This window comes from Sulfurimonas hongkongensis (assembly GCF_000445475.1).
Classification (GTDB): Bacteria; Campylobacterota; Campylobacteria; order Campylobacterales; family Sulfurimonadaceae; genus Sulfurimonas; species Sulfurimonas hongkongensis.
In genome coordinates this window covers 26,480-42,733 of the sequence record NZ_AUPZ01000017.1, presented here as the reverse complement: position 1 = coordinate 42,733, position 16,254 = coordinate 26,480, and the positions used below count along the sequence as shown (strand labels likewise).

The following is a 16,254-nucleotide window of genomic DNA, read 5'->3' as shown; positions in this document are numbered from 1 at the left end:
CTTAAGATGATGCAATCACTTTATACTGCTTCAACAGGGATGTTGGGAATGCAGACACAGATAGACACAACAGCAAATAATATCGCCAATGTTAACACCATAGGCTTTAAGAAGTCTCGTGCAGAATTTGCAGACTTGATGTATAACACAATGCAATATGCTGGAACTTCTACGAGTGATGTGACAAAGAGTCCAACTGGTATAGAAGTGGGGCTTGGAGTTCGTCCTACTGCGATAAACAAAATCTTTACAGAGGGAAGTCTCAAGCAAACTGATAATCAACTAGATATTGCCATCACAGGTAGAGGTTTTTTTAAGCTTGAACTCCCAGATGGTACAGAGGTTTATAGTAGAAATGGCGCTTTTAAAGTTGACGATAATGGTACAGTTGTAAATAGTGATGGATATACACTAGTGCCTCAAATAGTTATTCCACCTGATGCTACAAATGTTAGTATTGGTACTGATGGAACTGTATCTGTAGTTCAACCCGGTCAAACTCAAGCTACTCAGATTGGGCAGATTACTCTTACAAACTTTATAAATCCATCAGGGCTTCACTCAAGAGGTGATAATCTTTATATGGAGACAGATAGTTCAGGTCAGCCAGTAGAGGGAACTCCAGGACTAGATGGTCTAGGAGTTCTTAGACAAAACTTCGTTGAGCTTAGTAATGTTGAGCTAGTTGTGGAACTTACAGACCTAATCACTGGTCAAAGAGCTTATGACTCTAACTCAAAAGTAATCACAACAAGTGATGAAATGCTACAAACCACTAACAATCTCAAGAGATAATTAGCTTCAAATATGAAGCTAATATCCTTCTAAATAACATAACAAATCAAATATTAATCTAAATAATGCTAGAATGGAGACATTTAGAAAGCCCCTAAACATTACTTAAGGAGGATTTATGTCACTAGATTTAAACAGCACAAGCATAGAGTATAAAGACAAAAAAGTTATTATAAAGAGTATTCCTAAAGATGGGGAAAATATATCTGTTTTTATGAGACCTGGAGATGAAGTAGTTTTTGATATAGAGGGTTTTGACTCTGATGCGCTAGAGTATATTTTGGTAGGTGGAGATATTGTTGTCTCATTTGCTAATGAGGGCGTTCTTACCTTTCCATCTCTTGGTCTGATGGGCTTTAGTAGTAATCCTCCACAATTTAGTCTTGGTGGCAATAAATCCATCTCAGTCGATAATATTTTATCAAAAATTCAAGAGATAAATGAACTACCTATCACCTCAGTAGATGCAAGCTTTACAGTTACTACAAGTAACAAAGATGAAGATGAAGTACCACTATACAACCAAGAAGATAGAGTGGATGAGGCAGACAATGGAAGCGGGACAGGTCAGGCTCAAGTTATTGTAATTCCACAAACACAATCTTTCTCAGATACACAATCAAAAAGAGAGAACTTTACTCACACTGAGCAAAATGATGCTATCTCTAATTTTACCTCAAATCTAGAATCTACATCTAGGAGCACACCACCACAAAGTGCATATACAAACCCTTATAGTAGATACACAAGACCAAACGATTTTGATGCATATAAACCTGATGAAGAGATGATTCCAAAACCTGATGAAGAGATGATTCCAAAGCCTGATGAAGAGATGATTCCAAAGCCTGATGAAGAGATGATTCCAAAGCCTGATGAAGAGATGATGCCTGAAAATGATTTTACGGACTACTTTCCTGAAAATGATTTTGATGGATATGGCGATGGAGATGGGGATGGCGAGGGAGAAGGAGTTCCGAATTTTGGGTTTAAAGCAACAGCGCATCAAGTTAGATATAGCGAGACGACAAATGACGAAGGACAGGTTGAAATTTTAGGTGGTGGTGGGAGTGTTCTTGGGTATGAAAATGCTTCTATAACCAATCAGTTTGAACCAGAAACAATAGACATGAGTGCAAGAAGTGAAGACATGGTCATAAGAGCGGAAGACTTCACCTATTTTAGCGATACACCATCAAGCCTTACAGGCATAAATAATATAACTTTTAAAGACCTTAGCAAAGGACAATCAGTCACTGTTGATGGATTGAAATTAACTGCAACTGATGAAATTAGTGCAGCTGAGATTGCAACCGCTTTTGCCTCTTTAAGCGCTGGTGCAACTACTGGAAATGTTGTAACAAATGGTGATTGGAGTGGTGCACTATCAACTGGATGGAGTTCAGACCCTCTTTTACTCAACACTGTTACATTTACAAGTCAAACCCCAACGGAAGATGTTATAGACCTAACTGTTAGCGATTCCCAAGAAGCAACAGCTCCAACACTCGTAACAGTTCTTGATAAACAAGGCAATGAAACTACAACAGAAACATATACCATAACATTTAAAGACTTAGTTGCTGGGCAATCAGTTACTATCGATGGATTAACACTGACTGCTACTGATAATATTAGTGCAGCCGAAGTTGCAGCCGCCTTTGCCTCTATAGATGCTAGTGGTACTGGAAATAGTATTGCTGGCGGTTTTTGGGATGGTGCGTTATCTGCTGATTGGGCTTCTGGCGTAGCTGTTGCTGCTAATAGTGCTGTTACTTTTAAAAGTACAGAAGAAAATAGTGATATTTCTGCTTTTGAAGCAAACTCAGCAGGGTTAACAATCGACGCACCTGACGATCTTGAGATAGTAGCTACTCAAGGAGTTGATGAAACTACAACGGAGAGCTATGATATTACATTTCAAGATTTGATAGCTGGTCAATCAGTAACTATAGATGGATTGACACTTACTGCAACTGATGCAATTAGCGCAGCTGATGTTGCGGCTGCTTTTGAATCTCTAGTTGCAGGAGCTACAGAGGGAAATGTTGTAGCTGGTACATGGGATGGAGAATTGTCTGCTGAGTGGGCTTCTAGTGAAGCAACTGATGCAACTGTAACTTTTACAAGTCAAACCGAAAAAACTGATGTCCAAGACTTAGTTACAACCTCTAAAGGCTCAACAATTAACACAGCACAAGAGATAGAAGTTACATCTTCACAAGATAAAGAAGATGCTTATCTCTCAAGAGTATTGCGTTTTGAGCCTCAGATGCCTGAGGGTTTTTATGTTGATAGTTTTTCGATAGAGGGGCTTCCAACAGGCGTTACAATCTTAGATAAAGACGCTAATGAAATAACAGGTTCTAATATCACAAGAGATAATATGCTTTTTAAAAATGAACTGGGTGAAGTTATAGAGTATGACAGCGTTGACTTTTTGACTAGCTTTAAAAGTTTAGAGTTTACTATAAAATATCCAAACGATATATCAGATCCATTTAATGCCTCTATAACTGCCAACTATAAAGTAGATGAAGCTTACGCTCATAGTGTAACAGAGCCTGAAGAGTCTTATACAAATGAGTACACTTTTGCACTAAAAGATATAACATCTGCATCTGATTATACATACAATAAGAGTGATTTTAAAAATGGCTTAGATGAGGGGTTTATCTTATCAAAAGAACCAAACTATAACATCATAAAAGATGGTAGTGGCGATAGCACTATATATGGTGGTACTGTAAGGGATGTTGTTTATGATGGTGCAGGAGATGATAAAATCTATCTTAGTGCAGCAGATGACTTAGTCTATGGTGGAAGTGGTACAAACTATATCTATGGTGATACAGATAATGACTCTCTTGATGCAAAAAAACATACAGGTGAAGATACTGTTAGTTATGAAGAGGTACAAAGTTTTGGAACTAGCGAAGTTGAGTTGCTTCGTACAGAAGGAGTTCTTACTCCAGAAGATGGTAAGAAACTAAGTGGTAATTACGAAGTTAAGGATGAAAATGATGTTATTATCCCAAACTCTTTAGATATAGATATGTTAGCTTCTCATAAGGGAGTGTATGTTGATTTGGAGGGTGTTCATATAGACTCTCTTGATATTGATGTAAATGGAGATGGATCTATTGATGAAAACGATAAAATAAACGCAATCTCAAAATTTGCTAATAGAGAGGAAAGGTTTACCTATGACGATGATGGGTATGCAGTTGACACTACAATAGGTAAAACTATAACTTTTATAAGCGAAACTCCAAATGCAGAGGTTGAGGATATTGCTGTTGTTATATCTCCTACAGCACCTAGTGTTGCATCTACTCAAGGAGTTGATGAAACTACAACAGAGAGCTATGATATTACATTTCAAGATTTGATAGCTGGTCAATCAGTAACTATAGATGGATTGACACTTACTGCAACTGATGCAATTAGCGCAGCTGATGTTGCGGCTGCTTTTGAATCTCTAGTTGCAGGAGCTACAGAGGGAAATGTTGTAGCTGGTACATGGGATGGAGAATTGTCTGCTGAGTGGGCTTCTAGTGAAGCAACTGATGCAACTGTAACTTTTACAAGTCAAACCGAAAAAACTGATGTTGAGGATATAACTATAGCATCAGCAGGTGTTAGTGGTGTTGATACTTCGGCTGTTGATGTTACTATCGCTCAAGGTAGTAGTGATATTGATACAAAACAGAGTGAAAAAGCAACTATTGTTTTTAAAGATCTCATAGATGGACAGTCACTCAGTATTGGTGGACTGACACTAACTGCAGATGGTGCTAATATTAGTGCAGCTAATGTTGCGGCAGGATTTGCTAATCTGAGTGCTGGTGCAATAGAAGGAAATAGTATAGAAAATGGCACTTGGAGCGGTGAGCTTAGCTCTTTTTCATCAGGAGAATTAGAGAGTGGTTTATCTAGCATTCAAGCAATAGGTTATGATATTTACGAAGATATAGAAAATATAAATGGAAGCAATTACAACGATACTATTTATGGAAATGATAATAAGGACAATGTTTTATCAGGGCTTGGCGGAAACGATACAATAGATGGTAGAGGTGGAGATAACAAACTATATGGTGGAGATGGCTTTGACACACTTATCTCAGGTAGTGGCAAAGACTTTATAGATGGTGGGGCTGATACCGATACTGTAAGTTATGTCAATATGGATGATGACAAAGGTGTTACTGTTAGGCTTGACAGACCAAATGGTGAAGAAGAAGACTATGCTGGATACTATGTTGATGCTAATGGGGATTATGTTGCAGAACCTGTTGATGATGGTAGTTTTGTTATAAAAGATAAGATAATAAATGTAGAGGATATCACAGGCTCTAAATATAACGACACTATCTATGGTAGCTCAAGCACAAACTACATTGATGGTGGAGAAGGAGATGATCGTATATTTGCAGGTGGAGGATACGATTTTATAGATGGTGGAGCTGGAAGTGACTGGATAACATATAAACCATCAGATTATGACGCAAATGTAGCCAATCCTAACTTTATGCAAGTATTTCAAGGTATTACTGTTGATTTAAATGCTTCTGATTTTGTTATGGTAAAAGAGACAACAACAGGTACACTAATAGACTTGATAAAGAATGTAGAGAAGATAAGTGCAACTGATGGAGCTGATGTAATATATGGTTCAAACAGTGCTGATGAAGAGTTTTGGGGTTGGGGTGGTGATGATACGCTATATGGTAGAGGTGGAAATGATATACTTCATGGTGGAAGCGGAGATGATCATATCAGACCAGGCAGGGGAGTAGATTATAGTGATGGTGGTTCAGGAGTTGACTTTTTGCATCTTTATGACGATGCGCTAAGAAGTAAAAGTGTACAGCAGATTAGATTAAGTGATGAAGTAGGTAAAGTCGGAACTGTTCAGTATTCTACAGATAATGGAAATAATTGGAATGATGGATATTTAACTCCTGAGAGTCATAACAATAATAGTGAATATGATAGCGACATATTTAATATAGATAACTTAAGCAAAGCTGACAATATAGAAGGACTTCACGGTTCATATTATGATGACTATATTATTGGTAACTCTCAAGATAACCGCTTTATCGCTCATAATGGAGACGATGAGATATATGGAATGGACGGAGATGACTTTATAAGAGGTGGTAATGGAAAGGACATTATTTACGGTGGAGATGGAGATGATATTCTCTATGGAGATGGAGATGATGATATTATCGAAGGTGGAGATGGAGATGATACTATCTATGGTCACTCAGTTCATAATAAAAATGCTACAAACAATGATACCATTGATGGAGGAACAGGTAACAATACTTTAAACTATAACTCATCTGCCTACGCTTTTGTTTTAGATATGAGTGATGTTGTTGATGACTATGCTACTGTTGACTTCTCTGCGTCACTGCCAACCTCACACTCACAAAATAATACTGGAGATGCTAATTCCTTTAATGACAAAATTAAAAATATTCAAAACATACATGGAAGTAGAGGCGCAGATCATATTACAGGTGATGATAGTGCAAATATCATAAATGGTTGGTGGGGTGCAGATACCATATATGGTGGAGCTGGAAATGATATACTTTATGGTGGTGTGCATGTAGACATTATATATGGCGGAGATGGAGATGACTACATAAATCTTGACCAATACTCAGATACAGATGAGAGAGTCCATGGACAGCATAATGAATATGCCTATGGTGGAGCAGGAGACGACACTATAGTCTCTCAAGGTGGAAGTGATTACTTATATGGTGAAGCAGGAGATGATACTTTTATAGTTAACTACAGACCTCATGAACTACACGGTGGAACTGGTAGAGATACTTTAACCTTGGGTGATACTTATCTATATCTTAGAAATAGTGACATTCAAGGTCTAGAAGAGTTAAATGTAGGCTCAGGAAGGACATACTTTAATCGTGATCAGTTTTTTGATGACAATGCTTTTGACAAAATAACAGGAGATGATAACTCTCAACTTTTTATCTACGGTAGCAACGGAGTTGATGATAATTATGATTTAAGTAGTCTTGACTTAAGTGGATATAGTGGTATGCTTAACTTTTACGCTTATAACGGAACAGATAGTTTAAAAATAGGGGCAAATCAAGATATAAACATGAACGAATACTACTACAATACTTTTGAAGAAATTGAAGTTGGTGCAAATTCAAGCTTAAATATCGAGGCGTATGCTGATAATGGGCGATCATATTATGTGCATAGGGATTTTAGCAATGTAGATGTCAGCAGTGATATAAATGTTACTGGTGGAGCTGGAAATGACACTTTTTATGCTAACTATGAAGCTCTTTTAGCAGGAAAGTTAAATATTGATGGTGGAAATGGTAGTGATATAGTTGATTTAAGAACAACTCAAACAAACAGTAGTACTATAAATCTTAATGATGCTGGTATGTTTAGCAATATTGAGACACTAAGACTTACAAATAATGATACTAGAACAAATGATATAGAAATTGATGCTGAAGTTATGAGAAGTTGGTTTAATGGAGATGAATTTACTCTTGATTTATATAATAATACACAAGGTGATAAAGTTATAATCAACAATACTAAAGGTGATGATATGACAGGTTTTGAGATAGGCCAAACTTATGACATCACTTTAGATGATGATAGCACCTTTACAATGCAAGTAGTTTAACTAAGTTAAGCTACTTTTTTGCAAGTTCAAAGCTTTAATGAAGTAGTATTTCTCACATAAAATCTATAAAGATATAACTAGGAATTAAAATAAATGAATAACGATATTTTAGCTGAAATAGACTCTCTTCCACCTCTGCCACAAACAGTGATACATATAGAAGAGTATAAAAATAAAGAAGATAAATCCCCAAAAGAGTTGGCAGAGATCATAGGCAAAGACCCACTAATCTTATCGACACTTCTAAAAGTTTCAAACTCAGCTATGTTTGGCTTTAAAAAACGCATAGAGACCTCACAGATGGCAGTTAGCCTTTTAGGAGTTAATTTCACTATCTCTTTAGCACTTGGAAGTGCTATAAAAAATCTCGTAGAGACTTCACTAGAGCCATATGGTGCTGACTCAGAGAAGTTTTTAGAAACTGCAGGACAGGCTATTATTATGGCATCTAAGCTTGCTAATGAGATAGACCCAGAGCTTAGAGATAGACTTCTACTTCCTACTTTTTTACTTGAGACTGGTAAGTTTGTCATCTCTAGAGTTATAAAAGAAAAAGATCAAGTAGATGAATTTTATGCAGAGGTAAAGGAGAGTACAAATATCGCAGAAATAGAGAAAAAGTATATAGGCGTATCTACATCTATGGTAACTGCGGCTATGTTTGAGAAGTGGGGACTCTCTCAAACTCTTATAGATGACATAAAGTATGTAGATGAACCATCAAGTCCTGAAAATAAAAGTTTGCTAGTATCTCAAATCATCCATATTGCAAACAAAGTTTGTAGCCTCGTTCATCCTTTTAAAGAGGAGTCGATAAAAGAGGCGATAGAGTATGCTAGAGCAAATGACTTAAAGCCAGATGAGTTAGAAAAAATCATCAATGGGATGAAAGCGAAGCTAGAAGAGTAGTTGAATGTTCTGAACAATTAGCGAACTAGATCCTGAATCAAGTTCAGGATGACGGTTTTTCCTTCAAGATGATGGTTTTTCCTTCAAGATGACGGTTTTTCCTTCAAGATGACGGTTTTGTTTCAGGATGACGGTTTTGTTTCAGGATGACGGTTTTGTTTCAGGATGACGAGCTTACTTCAGGACGATGCCCCGCCGTCATTCCGTGCTCCGACACGGAATCTAATTTATATACTAACCAGAGGGTTCAGTTGTAAAACTTACAACAAAGAGTTTCGCTCCATAAATCTAGTAGCATCTTCATAACCTTGGTTATGAGCTTTGCTTAACCACTCTTTTGCTTTTAGTTTGTCAACTTCTACTCCATGACCATAAAAGTAAAAAACACCAACTTGATAGATGGCTCTTAAAAAACCATTATTTGCAGCTCTTTTATACCATTCAAATGCAATTTTAAGATTTTTATCAACTATAATTCCCTCAGTATACAAATCACCGAGTTTGCTCTGGGCATGATTACTACCATTTTTGGCACTTCTCTCAAGCCAAAAGAGTGTCTTTTGAGCGTCATAAGAGACATACTCAGATTTGTAGTACATCATGGCTAGGTTGTACTGCGCTAGTGCATCATCAGCCCAGGCAGCTTCTTGAAACCAGAAAAATGCTTTTTGCAGATTTTCTCTTACTCCATTTCCAAAGTAGTATAGCTTTGCCAAGTTATTTTGAGCAACTCTATCTCCACTCTCTGCTGCTTTTTTGTACCAGTAGTAAGCCTTTTGCATGTTTGAAGGGGTAGGGTTGTTCTCGTAAAAAAGTCCTAGATTTAGCTGTGCTTCTACAAGTCCAGCCTTTGCAGCTCTCTCATAATACTCTTGTGCTAAAGAGTTGTCTTTTTCAACCCATAATCCGTGTTCATACATATATGCTAAGTTATTTAGTGCTTTTAAATCCCCAACCTTTGCTGCTTTTTTGTACCAATGAAAAGCCGTTTTATAGTCTTGTTTAACTCCATCTCCACTAAAGTAAACTAGGCCTAAACTAAACATAGCACTAGCATTGTTCTCTCTAGCTTCTTTTTTATACAACTCTAGCGAAGGATTTGCCCAAAGTGTAGAGAAAAAAAGCATAGATGCAAAGATAAGCTTCATTGTGGTTCTCGCTCTTTAGTCTCTTCTTTTAGCTCTGTATCTTTTGGTCTTGCCTTATCTTTATCTGCGTTACAAAGCATATGATTGTGCGATAGCATGGTTTTTAGGTTAAGATTACAATTTATCCACTCATCTTCTAGACCTAAGATAAACTCTAGCCTATTCCAAAAGAGGCTGTGTAAAAAGCTATCAGGCTTAAAGCTAGTTACTTCATCGTTTTGTGTTGAGTAAATCTCTAAACTTAGCTCTTTAGTTCCATTTTTATCAAGAGTTTTACTACTAAGTACTACGTTTTGAACCTCTACATCTATATCTATAAAGCCAGTTATAACTCTTTTACTCATATGAAGTGATGTCCAGTTAGTATCTAAGATATGTTCATGCTGGCTTGTGTAAAAAACTCTTTTTATGGAGTTGTATAATTCCTGTTCATTATCTATGTTAAATATTTTTATAGAGATATTGCTATCTTGCTCTATTGTCTCTGTAGCTATTAGTTGTGATGTAAGTAAAAAAGCGCTTATAAAAAAGATTGAAAAAAGTTTCATAATATATCCTAGCTTGAAGTTCCATAGACACCTAGCATCTCAAATGCAAGATAGTCTTGTCTGCTCTTTAGTGAGTCACCTATAACTTTGATGTTATGCTCATGAGAGAACTCTATGATCTGTTTTACTACACTGTGTTTTATACTGTCTTTTTTAAAGTCTTGACAAAAGCTTCTATCTAGTTTTAAGTATGTTGGTTTTAAATCTTTTAGGCTATCAAGATTTAAGTCTGTTGGGTCGTATTTTTTAATCATAGACCCTATGTTTAACTCTTTTAATATGCTGTAGAACCTGCTAAACTCTTCAAAATTACTAGCTACGCTGTAACTAGGTGAGGTAAAGATAATTTTTTGCATAAACTTATTCTCTTTAGACATCTCTTCTAGCCAGGAGATAAAGAGTTTATTTGTTATAGTCGAGACTGATAGAACTATACCTATTTGATGCTCAATCTCTCCTAATTCTATCTGCTCTAATGCTTTTATGATGAGTGCTTTGTCAAACTCAGTCACAACACCAAGTCTCTCAGCCACTGAGATAAACTTTCCTGTTGGGATATTCTCAAAAGTAAAACTATCTATAATAAGAGGTGATATCTCTTGGATAAGAGTTTTTGGTTCTTCTCCAAACTCAACTGTATCATAAAGATATTGTAGTACAAAGTCATTTCTTTTGATGATATCTTTGATACTTCCTTCTAATTTTTTCATAGATTCTGCTTGTTGTTTAAAGTCAACTATATGGTAGAACTTACTCTTTTGCGTAAGTGCACTCTCATAGGCTTCTTGAGCACTTTGTATGTTTGACTCTATTGTTCCATATTGGTCAAAAGGGACTGCACCAAAGTAGATGGAGCGGTCAAAGAAGTAGTATTTATCTACTAGTTTATCTATGAGTGTTAGTATTTCTTCTAAAAAACTCTCTACATTTTGTATGTTTTTTTCATATAAAAGTATAGAAAATTCTCCACCAAAGAACCTGTAGATGGCACCATCTCTCTCTCTTGAACTATTAAAGTAGTGCTGCACGGTCTTTGCAAAATCTTCTATAAGTGAGTTTACAATCTCAGGTCCATGGTTTTTGGTAAAGATACCAATCTTGTCAATCTTTAAGTAGATAACATAACCTTCTCTATTTGAGATAAACATATATTTGAGATCATTTTCAAAGGATTTTTTGTTTGGAAGTCCTGTTAACTCATCACTTCGCTCTTTTTGATAGATGATATCTCTACTAACAGTTAAGTCATTTGTTGTATTTATAAACTTCTTGCTAAGCTCGATAGTGTTTTGGCTTAAAATATCAAGCTCTTTGAAGTTAGTCTTTTGCTCTTTAAAGTTAAGCATCTTGCCTTTTAGCACATTTGTAAGATAGGCATTTAAGTTGCCCATTGAAGCTTTTAAGCTCTTATATATAACAAATCTATAAATCAAGTAAGCAAAAAGAGTTATGATGAAAAGGAGTGTGCCAAGTGCTAACATAAAAGCATCTAGTTTTGCATCTAAGGACTCTTTATCAAAACTATTTTCATATGAGATCCAAAGAGAAAATTTATCTTTATCTATCTTTTGAAGCGTTGTCGTTGAGTAAGAATCACCATTTTGCAAAAACTCAGTTTTTATCTCAAGAGGAACTAAGAAATCTTTTATAACACTATCTTTTATGGCTTGAAATTTTATATTTACACTATGTAACTCCTTTTTATCATCAGCTAGTGTTATTTTGTAAAGTCCTGTGTCAATTATGTCTATCTCTGCTATATTTACGTCTATTGTAACATCACTAACAAACCAATCACTCTCTTTAAGATAGACTTTATCAAGAAGTGTTTTATCACTAAAAGTGTAGTCTTTTAGCTCTAGCTTTGCATCGACTAAGGATGATGAAGTTTGTCGTAAAATATATATAGCATTTTTAAATAGCTCAAGGTTGTTTTGCTCTATGGAGTCTTTAGTAATTTGTAGTAACCTTGACTTTAGCATAGCTTCATCTAATGATGCTCTTGCAAGCTCCCTAGCTTCTATGTGCTCTTTGTACAAATTAGAAGATATTGCAAAAGTAACAATCAAAAAAGCTATGATATATACCAAGGTTTTCATTATTCGTTAAACTTCCTATAGAGTCTCTGTTTTGAAGAGATCTTCTCTATAACTGGCATATACTCTGTTTTTAAACTCCCAAGTGACTCTAGTGCAAAGCTTGCGTCTTCATAAGTAGGATAGACTCCCATCATAAGTTTTACCCACTTTTTATCTTTACCAAAATAAAATGCAAAGCTCTCCTCTGCAATGCCTGCATCTTCTATGATTTTTCCCGCGGTATCCATAGAAGAGAGTGTGGTTATATTGATAGTAAAGCTGTCTTCTGGGGCTGCTAGAAATTTCTCTCTAAAGCTAGTATCAGTTTGAAACTCTAACTCTTTTTTAGCTAGCAACTCTTTGTACCTCTCTAACTCTTTAGCATCTACAAACATAAGTTTTGCAAACTCTTTAAAGCTTTTTTGAACTCTTTTAATAAGCTCTACTTTTATTTTTTTGTTATTTTTTAGTTTTATTTTATCTAACGCGATATCGGCATCTGGCTTGGTTGTAAAGATGCCATAAGCGATATTTGTTTGAATCTTTTTATCATTATAAAACTGATATATAAAAGCACTATCTGCAATACTTAGCTCATCTATCACCTTAAGAGCTTCTATAGAGTTGTCAAACTTAGATATAACTATAGTGTAGTTTTGTGGGTCTTCAAGTAAAAAGTTTTCATGAAAAGACAAGATACCATCAAGCATAGGTTTTTTACTTACAGAGTCTGGTTCTTTTTCTTCTAACATAACTACTTCAACAGGTTTAGTGCTTGTATTTTTGTCTACTATCTCTAAGCTGTCATCTAAGATTACATACTCTTTTTCTTCTTTTAGTAAAGTCTCTTTATGCTCTGCTCTATAAGTTGTTTTTGCTAAATCAAGAAAGCTTTCATTTTCTATATCTATATGAAAATAATCAAGTAGTTCACCTGAGAGACGAAGTATCTCAAAGTAGTCTTTCATACTGTCTTGCTGGTTTCGTATAAGATTTAACTCAGCTGTATTTAACTGTCTTTGAGCCTCAAGAAGAACATATAAATCTTGCTCACCATTTCTAAAACTCTCCCAGTAAGATTCAACCATATTTGTTGTTGCATCTACTTCTTTTTGAGCATTGCTCATATTGTCTTGAAGAGATGTAAGAGATGTGTGAAACTTCTCTAAGCTCCATTTTATTCTTCTAACCTCTGCCTTTTTATCAAATATCTTCTCTTTGATCTTAGAGAAGGCTTTAAGATATTGTTTCTCATCTCTCCCACCGTTGTAAAGGTTATAATTTAAGACAAATTTTGCATAATATTTATCTTCATTATGCTCAAAATCTTCCTTATCTGTTATTTTTTCAACACCTGCCATAAAGTCAACTTTTGGTCTAAAAGCAGATTTTAGTTTTTTGAGACTATACTTGTTGCTTATTACTTGGTACTCTAGTGCTTGTAAATCAGAGTTGTTTACTAAAGAACTCTCTAGCAAACTATCAAAATCTTTAAGCTCAACCTTTATAATCTTCTCGTGTAGATATGCCTCATGAAATACCTCGCCAACAATAAACTCAAAATATTCTAGTGCATTTATGTATGTTGAGTTTGTTCTTGAGTATTGAGATTTGGCATTTGAGACACTTGCTTCAATACTGCTAAGTTCACCTACCGATAAGGCTCCAGCATCATATTTTGTTTTTACTATATTAAATATTTTCTCAAGCTCTTTTATGTTTTTATCACTTGCTTCAAGAGACTCTTTTGAGAACAAAACATCAACATAAGAAGTAATGGCTTTTTGAACTTCTGCTTCTAAGAGTTTTTTAAACTCTACTTTAGAGAGCTGATAGAGAGTTTTGAGTCTTTGTATATCATTGTATGTTTCTCCGCCTGCATAGATGTTTTGAGATAGTCTTAAAGCGTAAATCTCATCACCATAATATTTAGAACCACTTAGAGATTCATCTGATTTTCTATCACCTGGCTTGAGTTGAGTCTTAGTTATAGAGTATGAAGCATCAACAGATGGATAGTAGTTTGCATAAGCGATATCAATATCTTCTTTAGCCTGTATCATCTTTTCTCTTTTAGATTTTACCTTATGACTTGCTAAGAGTGTTTGAAGCACAACATCAATGAGATCAACTTTTTGCATCTCTTTTAAGTCTTTTTTTTCAAGAGAAGTTATCTGCTTATCTTCATTTGTGTCTATTTTGATATTTTTATAGCTTTGTGTAATATCTTCACTTTTAACTATAACTTCATTTGCAAAAGAGCTTAAAGAAAATATGAAAAATATTAAAACTACTATTTTTTGCACTTAAGATATCCTTTATTAAAAATTATCATCTTTTTCTATTTATAAGGATAACTGCATATCCAGACTCATGTTCGACAAGATTGTTTTGTGGAATCTTCTCTTTTAATCTAATTACTACATCATCATTTGCATAGTCTAGTTTACGAATCAAGTTTCTTATATTTAAGATTCTAGATAGTGCTAACTGTTTTGCTACAGATGCACTCACTTGATTTTGCGGCTCTTTTATATAGATGGAGACATAGTGACCAAAATACTTCTCTTTAGCACTAAGTAAAAATTTTTCTATCTCTTTTATAGATTTTTGATCTAAAATAACTTCACTGTTTAGATATTTTATAACCATCCAGTCTTCATAGATAAGATTGTCTTGTTTTGTGTTATTGTTTTCAATGTTACTATAATCCAAACCAGCGCTTATAATTTTTTTCTCTTTTTCTTTCTCTTTTTTTAGCTCAACTTCTGTTATAGCTGTTTTGACAACATCTACACTCTTAACAATGGTCTCTTCTTTTATAGGGACAGTCCCAGTATAAGATATCTTATACTTAAACTGTGAATAGTAAGAGATGTTAATGATAAGAACAAGCATAAACATCAGAATAACCATAATAACCGAAGCAAAAAGATCCACAAATCCTGGCCACGGGTTAAATGGTTCTACCCTTTTTTTTGCCATTCTACTTAAGCCTTTGCATCTAGTTTGCTAAGTAGCTTACTTAACATTTCATTGTTTTTTTCTTGAAGTTCTAGCATTGCTTTTATGCTTCTTCCAGAGTTAACAGTAGCAGCTGAGAGGTCTTCTATGGAGCTAACTAAAGATGATGAACTCTGATAGCTACTTATGTTTAAGTCTTTTATACCAGCTGAGATATTCTCAAGTGCGAGCATCTCATTTTTTGCGGCTTGTGACTCTCCATCTATGCTTTGAGATAAGATTTTTAATATGTTCTCATTTGCTTTGTTTGACTCTTGCATGCTACTTGTAAAGTTGCTTATCTTATCTGTAAAAATCTCCATAATTTGAGACATTGAAGAACCACCACCACTTACTGCAACACCTGATGAGCTTACAGGAGACTCTATAATTAAAGAGCTTATCCAGTCATGTATATCTTCTATAAAGGTAGCTTGATTTTTTTCTAATATGTAGCCCTTTACGCTAAGTATGATAGCAGAAGCCACTCCAAACAAAGATGAGCCAAAACCTATAGACATACCGCTAATAGGGCCCTCTAATCTTCTCATAACTTCACCGAGGTTTACATCACCTTGTAGAGAGAGAACTATTGTCCCCATCTCATTTAGTGATATCAGTAGTCCCGAGAAAGTTCCGAGAAGTCCTATCATCAAACACATACTAACAAAAAAGGTAATAAAGCTTTTTTGATTTATAAACTTCTCTTCAAGCCAGTCTACTACATCAGCTGCTTCGCTATGTGTAAAGTATATATTTTGATGTGATGCTCTTTGTGCAAACATCTTAGCAACATTTTCTGGAAATATTTTATCTATTCCATTTAGGTAAAACTCTAAAGAGCCACCTTTTTTATATCTAACTACTGCAAATGTACCTGTTAGCATTACAAGTTCCATAGAGGCCTTTAAAATAATTACTATTCCGATAGATAGAACTGTAAGTACAGCGATGTTAAACGTTAAGGTTGTGATAAAAAAACCATAAATGGCAGAGAGGTTTGAATATACTATAAAAAATATAAATAACCATAAAATTCCATAAACTTTAAGTATCCGTAATCTACGCAT

General features: G+C 35.0%; 9 protein-coding genes. 3 read left to right on the top strand and 6 right to left on the bottom strand.

All coding sequences use genetic code 11. The annotated features are described in order from the left end of the window. Positions 1-6 precede the first annotated feature (6 nt). The 3 genes from flgG (at position 7) to M947_RS22285 (ending at position 8,407) form a co-directional block, all read left to right on the top strand. Positions 7-795, top strand: a complete 789-nt coding sequence (flgG, locus tag M947_RS22295) for a flagellar basal-body rod protein FlgG (protein ID WP_021288382.1) — start codon at positions 7-9, stop codon at positions 793-795. Between the two features lie 118 nt (positions 796-913). Continuing rightward, on the top strand, positions 914-7,498 hold the full coding sequence (locus tag M947_RS22290; protein WP_021288381.1) for a calcium-binding protein: 6,585 nt from the start codon (positions 914-916) through the stop codon (positions 7,496-7,498). 93 nt (positions 7,499-7,591) lie between these two features. After that, entirely contained in the window at positions 7,592-8,407 is an 816-nt protein-coding gene (locus tag M947_RS22285; RefSeq protein WP_021288380.1) for an HDOD domain-containing protein, read from the top strand. Between the two features lie 260 nt (positions 8,408-8,667). On the opposite strand, the gene M947_RS22280 is transcribed toward M947_RS22285, so the two are convergent. From M947_RS22280 to M947_RS22255, 6 genes are read right to left on the bottom strand one after another with little or no spacing between them, the layout of a single operon-like run. Beyond that, positions 8,668-9,555 (bottom strand): tetratricopeptide repeat protein, encoded by an 888-nt coding sequence (locus tag M947_RS22280; RefSeq protein ID WP_021288379.1) that lies wholly within the window; start codon positions 9,553-9,555, stop codon positions 8,668-8,670. Beyond that, positions 9,552-10,103 (bottom strand): hypothetical protein, encoded by a 552-nt coding sequence (locus M947_RS22275; RefSeq protein ID WP_021288378.1) that lies wholly within the window; start codon positions 10,101-10,103, stop codon positions 9,552-9,554. Before M947_RS22275 ends, M947_RS22280 begins: the two co-directional genes overlap by 4 nt. An 8-nt stretch (positions 10,104-10,111) precedes the next feature. Further along, the gene (locus tag M947_RS22270; RefSeq protein ID WP_021288377.1) at positions 10,112-12,202 is read right to left on the bottom strand and encodes an EAL domain-containing protein; all 2,091 of its coding nucleotides are present in this window, start codon (positions 12,200-12,202) and stop codon (positions 10,112-10,114) included. Next, positions 12,202-14,487: a TolC family protein gene (locus M947_RS22265; RefSeq protein WP_021288376.1), complete on the bottom strand. Its 2,286-nt coding sequence runs from the start codon at positions 14,485-14,487 to the stop codon at positions 12,202-12,204. The genes M947_RS22270 and M947_RS22265 overlap by 1 nt, the downstream gene beginning before the upstream one ends. Positions 14,488-14,512: 25 nt before the next feature. Further along, positions 14,513-15,166 carry a hypothetical protein gene (locus M947_RS22260; RefSeq protein WP_021288375.1) on the bottom strand — a complete coding sequence of 218 codons (654 nt, stop codon included), beginning with the start codon at positions 15,164-15,166 and terminating at the stop codon, positions 14,513-14,515. A gap of 5 nt (positions 15,167-15,171) precedes the next feature. Next, a complete protein-coding gene (locus tag M947_RS22255; RefSeq protein ID WP_156022392.1) occupies positions 15,172-16,254 on the bottom strand; it encodes a hypothetical protein in 1,083 nt (360 codons plus the stop codon).

Coding starts and splice junctions, on each gene's coding strand:
- M947_RS22290 (WP_021288381.1), top strand. CDS start 914: ATGTCACTAGATTTAAACAGCACAAGCATAGAGTATAAAGACAAAAAA.
- M947_RS22255 (WP_156022392.1), bottom strand. CDS start 16,254: ATGCGTAGATTACGGATACTTAAAGTTTATGGAATTTTATGGTTATTT.
- M947_RS22270 (WP_021288377.1), bottom strand. CDS start 12,202: ATGAAAACCTTGGTATATATCATAGCTTTTTTGATTGTTACTTTTGCA.
- M947_RS22280 (WP_021288379.1), bottom strand. CDS start 9,555: ATGAAGCTTATCTTTGCATCTATGCTTTTTTTCTCTACACTTTGGGCA.
- M947_RS22260 (WP_021288375.1), bottom strand. CDS start 15,166: ATGGCAAAAAAAAGGGTAGAACCATTTAACCCGTGGCCAGGATTTGTG.
- flgG (WP_021288382.1), top strand. CDS start 7: ATGATGCAATCACTTTATACTGCTTCAACAGGGATGTTGGGAATGCAG.
- M947_RS22285 (WP_021288380.1), top strand. CDS start 7,592: ATGAATAACGATATTTTAGCTGAAATAGACTCTCTTCCACCTCTGCCA.
- M947_RS22275 (WP_021288378.1), bottom strand. CDS start 10,103: ATGAAACTTTTTTCAATCTTTTTTATAAGCGCTTTTTTACTTACATCA.